This window comes from Microbispora sp. CL1-1 (assembly GCF_012034195.1).
Classification (GTDB): domain Bacteria; phylum Actinomycetota; class Actinomycetes; order Streptosporangiales; family Streptosporangiaceae; genus Microbispora.
In genome coordinates, this window is record NZ_JAATEK010000087.1 from 1 (window position 1) to 7,970 (window position 7,970).

Consider the following 7,970-nt stretch of genomic DNA (forward strand, 5'->3'; position numbering starts at 1 on the left):
CCGCACGCCGAGGAGGAGGTGCGGGAGGCGATGACGCTGGCGCCGCACATCCCGATCGTCCGCACCGACGCCCGTGACCGCGAATCGGTCAAAAGCACTCTCATCACGCTGGTCGAGCACGCGCTCACCATGCGGGTCGCCGTACCCGGCTCCAACCTTCACCAGGGTCGCGTCTGACCGACCGGGCCCTGCCGCGGGTGGCCCCGGCGGCGCTCGCGCGACCCCATGGAAACTCCTCGCAGGGCTCGGGCTTTCCATGGGGCCCGGGAACGGCTCAGCGGGACAGTCAGCGGGGCAGGGCCTCGATCAGGCTCGCCCCGGCGGGCAGCGGCAGAATGCGGGAGAGCGTGAAGCCGGCCTCGCCGAGCAGCCGGGTGAACTCACTCGTCGTGCGCTCCATCCCGCCGTTCGTCAGGGCGAGCATGCGCATGTCGAGGTCCTTGCCGATGTGCGGTGTGGCGTCGTCCGGCAGCACCATCTCCAGAAGCAGCAGCCGGGCGTGGCCGGGCATCGCCTTCCGCACGTTGCCGAGGATGCGCAGGCTGTCCTCGTCGCTCCAGTTGTGGATGACGCTGGCCAGCAGATAGAGGTCGGCGCCGGCGGGCACGCTCTCGAAGAAGTCGCCGCCCTCGAACTCGCATCGGTCGGCGAGGCCCCGCGCGGTCATGGCCGCCCTGCCGTTCTCCACCACGTGCGCGATGTCGAAGAGCACGCCGCGCATGTCCGGGTGTCGTTCGAGCACCGCCGCCAGCAGGTGCCCGGTCCCCCCGGCGATGTCCACGAACGTCTTCACGCCGGTGAAGTCGTAGGTGGTGGCCAGGGCGGCCTCCAGCGGCGCCGCCCGGATGGCCATGTACTCGTTGAACAGGCGGGCGGCCTCGGGGCGCTCCTGGAGGTAGCCGTACAGGGGGCCGAACCGCGCGATGAAGGCGGACCGCCCGTCCCGCACGGTCTGCGCCAGGTTGCCCATGGCGTACCAGTAGCCGGGCTCGGCCGCCATGCGCAGGGCCGAGCGCATGCTGCCGGGCACGCCGTCGCGCAGCGTCTGGCCCTCCTCGGTCAGCTCGTACGTCTCCGGGGCGACGGAGCGGACCACGCCGATCGTCTCGAGTTCCCGCAGCAGGCGCGCGAGGGAGGGCTCGTGCGCGTCGCACGCCTTGGCGAGCTCCGGAACGCCCATGGGGCCGGAGGCCAGGTGTTCGGCGCAGTCCAGTTCGGCCATCGCGGCGAGGGCGGCGAACCGGGAGAGCCCGACGATGGCGTCCCACGCGGGGCCGGTGGAGTCGATCAATGCTTCTCCAGAACATTCGAGGTGGAGGAGCCGCCCCGGACCAGGCGGCCCACTTCGGCACGCAGCCGGACGAACGCGTCCAGCTGCCGCGTCGCGATCTGGTCGCGCGATTCGCCCAGGCCGACCGGCAGGTCGGCGGCGACGCGGGCGGGCGACCGGGTGAGGACGACCACCCGGTCGCCGACGTAGACGCTCTCGTCGATGTCGTGCGTGATGAGCAGGGTCGTCATGCCGTGATGCGCGCAGACCCGCAGCACCAGGTCTTCCAGGTCCTCGCGGGTCTGCGCGTCCACCGAGCCGAAGGGCTCGTCCATCAGCAGCAGGGACGGACGGTAGGCGAGAGCGCGGGCGATGGACACCCGCTGCTGCATTCCGCCGGACATCTCCCAGGGATACTTCTCCGCGGCGTCGGCCAGCCCGACCTGGTCGAGCGCGGCCATCGCCGCCTCCCTGCGGCGCTGCCGGTCCAGCCCGCGGCGGCGCAGCGGCAGCGCCACGTTGTTCGCGGCGGTCATCCAGGGGTAGAGCGAACGGCTGTAGTCCTGGAAGACGACGGCCAGGTTGTCGGGGATGCGGTCGACGGGCTTCCCGCCGATCAGCACCCGGCCACCGGTGGGGCGGATGAGACCGGCGACGGATCGCAGCAGGGTGGACTTGCCGCAGCCGGAAGGGCCCACGACGCAGACGAGCTCGCCCTCGGCGGCGCGGATGCTCACCCCGTCGAGAACGCGATGCGAGCCGTACGAGTGGACCAGATCGGTGATCTCGAGCACGATGCCTTCCTAGGTGGTCTGCCTGGCGTTCCTGTGCCAGGCGAGAACGCGCCGTTCCATCAGCAGGAACGCGGAGTTGAGCAGATATCCGAGGAGGCCGAGCACCACCAGGCAGCCCCACATGTCGGTGTAGAGGTAGGTGCGCTGCGCGGTCAGCAGCCGGTAGCCGAGGCCGCCTGAGCCGGCGAGGATCTCGGCGATGATCAGCAGGATCAGGGCCAGCGAGAGGGCCAGCCGCAGACCGGCGAAGATCTTGGGCATCGCGGCGGGAATGATCACTCTGGTGAGCCGCTCGGTCGTCGTGAATCCGAAGATGCGGGCGGTCTCCAGGTGCTGCCGGTCCACCGTACGGGTGCCGTCGATCGTGTTGAGGAGGATCGGCCAGATGATCCCGAACACGATCGTCGTGAGCTGCGCCGGCGTGCTCAGCTTCAGCAGGGCGAGGAAGAAGGGCACCAGCAGCGGCGGGGGCACGGCCCGGCCGAGGTGGATCAGCGGGTCGAGATAGCCGGCCAGGCGGGGGGAGCAGCCGATGGCGATTCCGGCGGCCACTCCGATGACCGCGGCCAGCGCCCACCCGGCGAACAGGCGGGCGAGGCTGGGGCCGAAGTCGTCCAGCGCCTGATCGGTCAGCAGGAGATGGGTGGCCGGGCCCGACAGCCACATCTCGCCCATCCGGGCCAGCGTCGCCGACGGGGGAGGGAAGAACGGCTGCTCGGCGGCGCGCGTGGCGATCTCCCAGATCACCAGCGTCACCGGAATCAGCCAGACACGGCCGACGGCTCTGATCACGTTCATCGGGCGGCTCCGGTGCGTACGGCGTGCCAGCGGAACAGCCTGCGTTCCACCGCGACCAGGGCGGTGTTGGACAGGACGCCGAACAGGCCGGCCCACAGGGCCGCGCCGAGCATCAGGTCCATCCGGTTGCCGCTCGCGGCCTCCGTGATGTAGATCCCGATCCCTTCCGATCCTCCGGCGAGCAGCTCCGCGCTGACCACGAGGATGACGGCGGTGCCGGCGGCGACGCGGATCCCGGTCGCGATGAACGGCGCCGCGCTGGGCAGCGCCACCCGGAGCAGCACGGACACCGGACCGAACCCGAAGCTGCGCAGGGTCTCCTTGGCGAGCGGGTCGACGTCCTGAAGCGCGTAGATCGTGTTGATGACGATGGGCCAGGACGCCGCGTAGACGACGACGGCCACTCTGAGATGCAGGTTGTCAGCGAAGATCAGAATCGCGAGCGGGATGATGGCGACCGAGGGAATGGGCCGCAGGAATTCGATCAGCGGCCGTACGGCCCGTTCCACGGGCGGCAGTGCCCCGAGCGCGAGCCCGGCCGGGACCGCCACCGCCACGGTCAGCAGCAGCCCGAGCCCCCACGCGGCGAGCGAGGCCCGCGCGTCGACGAGGAACTCCTGATCGACGAGCAGCTCCGCCGCGCCGCGAAGGATCGCGGACATCCGCGGCAGGAACCGGTCGTCGATCAGGCCGGTCGCGCCGACGACCTCGGCCGCGGCGAGGAACCCCGCGACGCCCGCGACGCCGCGGAGGACTCGTGCGTGTTTCATAGCAGGTGAGGGATCTCCGTCAGTTCGCCGGCGGCGGCAGGATCATCGACTTCACGTCGAGATCGTTCTTGATGTAGCCGTACTCCTTCATCAGGTCGGCCACACGCTGAAGGCGGCTCTCGCTGAGGGAGGTCGGGTAGGAGCCCAGCGAGATGACGGCCGCGGTGGCGGCGTCGATCTTCGTGTACTTGGGCAGCGTCTCCTCGACGATCTTGCGGTCCTTCGCGACGAGCTCCTGCGCCTTGCCGAGCGCCCGCTGGAACGCGGCGATCGCCTTCGGATATTTGCTCGCAGTGGCGTCGGTGGTGAACCAGCCGGCGATGGGAAGATTTTCGGTCGGACCGGTCATCTCGTCGACGATGATTCGGCCGCCCGCTTTCGATATCACGGTGATGAACGGCTCGACCCCCGCAATGGCGTCCACCTGGCCGTTTTCCAGGGCGGCGGGCATGTCGGGGAACGCCTTCTCCACGAACTGGTCCTGGGTCGCGGTCACCCCCGCGACCTTCATCTGCACCTCGGCGGTCAGCTGGCTGACGCTCTTGAGCACGTTGACCGCTATGGTCTTTCCCTTGAGGTCTGCGACCGTTTTGATCGGGGAGTCCTTTTTGACCATAATGACGAAAGCGCCGGGGGCGGCGCCGTAACTGTCCGCGACATACTTGAACTTCCCGGCGCCCTTGTCCTGGGCGAGGAAAGTGCCGACGTAGGCGCCGAGCGAGATGTCGAGGCTCCCGCCCAGCAGCTTCTGGGTGGCGACGGCGCCGCCGGCGACCACCTCGGGCTGGACCTCCAGGCCCTCCGCCTTGAAGAACCCTCTCTCGATCGCCACCTGTAATGGCGCGCTGTCCGGCACCGGGATGGTGCCCACCTTCAGCGTCGTCTTCTCCAGTCCGTTGCCCGAGGAAGAGGAGGACGTCGTGTCGGAGTTGCCGCAAGCGGAAGCGGTGAGCGCCAGAACGGCCGTGATGCCGACGGCGAGAGTACGCCTTATAAGCCCCATGGAAGCTCCTTGTCTGGAGTGTTGAGGTGGCCGCCCGGCGGGTGATCCCGCATAGACGGCGACGGGCGAGAGCGTACAGGAGCCGTACGGATTAGATGTGTTTGAGTCACGATTGTAGTCAAATTTAGTGCTAAATCACCTTCTGTCATCTTTTGGAATTACGGCCAGGGGGTTGGACCGGTTCCACGAGGGGAGATGTCGAACATTCCATGTCCGATATCGCCTTTCCCCAGCTTGTGGCCGTCCGATGGATTCGAGTTTAGGGTCGGACAAAACCTTGGACCGCTCCAATATCCCAAGCTCTTTGTCTATCTCGACGCCTTATGCTCAAATTGCCCGGTGATGTGGGGCTCCCGCATTAGAGCGACCCCGGAGCCTTATCCCCCCTGAGATTCAGCGCGAGAGGTTGCGCCAGTGAGGACAGCAACGATCGAGAGCGGTCGCCGCGCCGAGCCTGAACCGGTCGCCGAGCCCGCCGGCGGCGCGTCCTCGGTGGACGGCGGGCCGCCCGAAGCGCCCGCGACCGGCAACTCGATGCAGCTGAAGAACTGGCGGGTGCGCACCCGGCTCGTCGCGCTGGTCGTGCTGCCCACCGTGGTCGCGGTCCTGCTCGGCGGCCTGCGGGTGGCGAGCTCGATATCCAGCGCCGCCGAGTATCAGCGGGTGCGCGAGGCGGTCGAGCTCGTCGGCAACGTCGGCGTGCTCCTCCACGAGGTGCAGCTGGAGCGGGACCTGTCGATCAAGTACGTCGCGTCCGGCCGCCGTGACCGCGACCTGCTCGCGACCGTGAAGAACCAGCACGCCGCCGTGAACGCCGCCGTGCAGCAGTTGCGCGTCCGGGCCGGAACGAGCGGGGACGCGCTGGGCGGACTCGGCCGCGAGGACCTGTCGCGGGCCCTGGCCCGTCTCACGGACCTGACCGCGTTCCGGAAGATCGTGCTCGAGTCGCAGCTCCCGCCGCTGCGCGGCATCGACAACTACCGGCTCGTCACCGACGACCTGCTGAGGCTGTACGACGCGGCGGGCCAGGGCGTTCCGGACGAAGGGCTGTCCGCGAGCATCAAGGCGCTCGCGGCGCTCGCGCGGGCCAAGGAGGCGGTGTCGGAGCAGCGCGCGCTGCTCGCCCTGGGACTGGCCCAGCAGCGGCTCGACCCGGCCGAGCTCGACGCCTTCACCGGCGCGGCGGCGCGGGAGCAGAGCGAGCTGGCGGCCTTCGCCGCCGTGGCCACCACCGACGAGCGGCAGCTCTACAACGACACGGTCACCGACCAGAAGGTGGACCGCGCGAGGTTCTTCATCGACCGGGCGCTCTACCTCGTCCGCGCCGGGCTGCTCATCCGCAACGTCGGCGGCAGGGGAGGCGACGCCGACCGCTGGTTCGACGCGATCAGCGAGCAGGCCGACCTCATGCGCGACGTGATGTCCGGGCTGACCAAGTCGATCGTCACCCGGAGCGACGCCCTGCAGAGCTCCGACCGCAACGTGGCCATCGTCAGCATCACGATGGTCGTCATCGTCCTGCTGCTGGTCCTGCTCATCACCGCCGTCATGGCGCGCTCGCTCGTACGGCCGCTGCGGCGGCTGCGCAGCGAGGCGCTGGAGGTCGCCGGGCACCGCCTGCCCGCCATGGTGCAGCGGCTGCGCGAGTCGGAGGCCGACACCGCGGGGCAGGTCAAGGTGCAGCCGATCGGCGTCGCGTCCGCCGACGAGATCGGTGAGGTCGCGCGGGCCTTCGACGAGGTCCACCGCGAGGCGATCCGGCTGGCGGGTGACGAGGCCCGGCTGCGGAGCAACGTCAACGCGATGTTCGTGAACCTGTCGCGCCGCACCCAGACCCTCGTGGAGCGCCAGATCACCCTGATCGACGGTCTGGAGCAGGGCGAGCAGGACGAGAAGCGGCTCGCCGACCTGTTCAAGCTCGACCACCTGGCGACCCGCATGCGCCGCAACAGTGAGAACCTGCTGGTTCTCGCCGGGCAGGAGCCCGCACGCCGCTGGAGCCGGCCCGTCGAGATCACCGACGTCATCCGGGCGTCGCTGTCGGAGGTCGAGGGCTACGAGCGGGTGGTGCTGAACTTCCCCTCGGACGTCTCGATCGCCGGCCAGTCCGTCAACGACGTCATCCACCTGCTCGCGGAGCTGGTGGAGAACGCGCTGGCGTTCTCGGCCCGCGACACCCGCGTGGTGGTGTCGGGCAACCGGATCGACGGCGGGGGCGTGATGATCTCCGTCACCGACTCCGGCATCGGCATGACGTCGGAGGAGATCGCCCAGGCCAACTGGCGGCTGGCGAACCCGCCGGTGGTGGACGTGTCGGTGTCGCGCCGGATGGGCCTGTTCGTGGTCGGCCGTCTCGCCGCCCGCAACGGCATCAGAGTCCAGCTCAGGCCGCACGACGGAGGCGGGCTGACCGCCATGGTCCTGCTGCCGGAGACGATCATGGGCAGTCCGTCGCAGCCGGAGCCCTCCTACGCCGGCGCGTTCGCCCCTTCCTGGAGCCCGCGGCAGGCCGAGCAGGGGAAGGCCCAGCAGGGCATCGGAGGCGGCTGGGGCCGTCCGCAGCTCCCGGCCTCCGGGGTCGCCGCGCCGTCGCTCCACGATCCGCTCACGCGCATGCGCAACAGGTCCGGCATGGACGAAGCGGCGACCGGGCCTCTGCCGACGGTGACCGGGCCCGTGCCGACGCCGTTCGGCTCGACGACCGGCCCGGTCGCCATCCCCGGGCCGGTGCACGGCGCCCCCGTACAGCAGGGCGGCGTGCGTCAGAACGGAACGCAGACGGGACCGCAGACCGGGCCACAGACGGGACCGCAGTCCGAGGAGTATCTGCCGATCTTCGCCTCCGTCGAGTCCGCCTGGTTCCGCCGCACTCCCGCGGCCGACACCGGATCGGGCTGGCAGAACGTCTCACCCGTGGACGCCGGGTGGCAGGCCGCGGCGGCGGCCACCGAGAAGCCCGCCTCGGACGGCACGACCTCCTCGGGTCTGCCCAAGCGGGTGCCGAAGGCCAACCTGGTGCCCGGCTCGGCCGATCCGGCCGCGGCACCCGCGGCGCCCGCCCCCTCGCAGCCGCCGCTCCTGTCGCCCGACCGGGCCCGCAGCCGGCTGGCGAGCCTGCAGCAGGGCGTACGGCAGGGCCGTGCGGTGGCCAGAGGCGAACTGAGTGAGGACGAGGGCTACCCGACCACGAAAGGGGACGGCGCATGAGTGAGTTGAGCCAGGGCGCACGCGGCCTGAACTGGCTGATCGATGATTTCGTGAGTTCCGTGCCCGGTGTGGCGCACTCCGTGGTCGTCTCCGCGGACGGGTTGCCTCTCGCGTACTCGCACGGGTTC

General features: G+C 69.9%; 7 protein-coding genes and 1 pseudogene. 3 read left to right on the forward strand and 5 right to left on the reverse strand.

All coding sequences use genetic code 11. The annotated features are described in order from the left end of the window. Positions 1–177: pseudogene (locus HCK04_RS43290) on the forward strand (ATP-binding protein); the annotation flags it as partial. 109 nt (positions 178–286) lie between these two features. Here the strand turns inward: HCK04_RS43290 and HCK04_RS39600 are convergent. From HCK04_RS39600 to HCK04_RS39620, 5 genes are read right to left on the reverse strand one after another with little or no spacing between them, the layout of a single operon-like run. Next, positions 287–1,291 (reverse strand): methyltransferase, encoded by a 1,005-nt coding sequence (locus HCK04_RS39600; protein ID WP_240972260.1) that lies wholly within the window; start codon positions 1,289–1,291, stop codon positions 287–289. Beyond that, on the reverse strand, positions 1,288–2,064 hold the full coding sequence (locus HCK04_RS39605) for an ABC transporter ATP-binding protein (protein WP_142652661.1): 777 nt from the start codon (positions 2,062–2,064) through the stop codon (positions 1,288–1,290). The genes HCK04_RS39600 and HCK04_RS39605 overlap by 4 nt, the downstream gene beginning before the upstream one ends. Before the next feature lie 9 nt (positions 2,065–2,073). After that, positions 2,074–2,862 (reverse strand): ABC transporter permease subunit, encoded by a 789-nt coding sequence (locus HCK04_RS39610; protein ID WP_142652662.1) that lies wholly within the window; start codon positions 2,860–2,862, stop codon positions 2,074–2,076. After that, entirely contained in the window at positions 2,859–3,632 is a 774-nt protein-coding gene (locus tag HCK04_RS39615) for an ABC transporter permease (RefSeq protein WP_142652663.1), read from the reverse strand. The genes HCK04_RS39610 and HCK04_RS39615 overlap by 4 nt, the downstream gene beginning before the upstream one ends. Before the next feature lie 19 nt (positions 3,633–3,651). Then, positions 3,652–4,635 (reverse strand): ABC transporter substrate-binding protein, encoded by a 984-nt coding sequence (locus HCK04_RS39620; protein WP_240972261.1) that lies wholly within the window; start codon positions 4,633–4,635, stop codon positions 3,652–3,654. A 414-nt stretch (positions 4,636–5,049) separates the two neighbouring features. On the opposite strand from HCK04_RS39620, the gene HCK04_RS39625 reads away from it, so the two are divergent. Both HCK04_RS39625 and HCK04_RS39630 read left to right on the forward strand, forming a co-directional pair. Further along, positions 5,050–7,842, forward strand: coding sequence for a nitrate- and nitrite sensing domain-containing protein (locus HCK04_RS39625; protein ID WP_260617568.1), 2,793 nt, complete (start codon positions 5,050–5,052; stop codon positions 7,840–7,842). Positions 7,843–7,847: 5 nt separating this feature from the next. Beyond that, on the forward strand, positions 7,848–7,970 hold a 123-nt coding region (locus tag HCK04_RS39630), incomplete at its 3' end, for a roadblock/LC7 domain-containing protein (protein WP_205831273.1).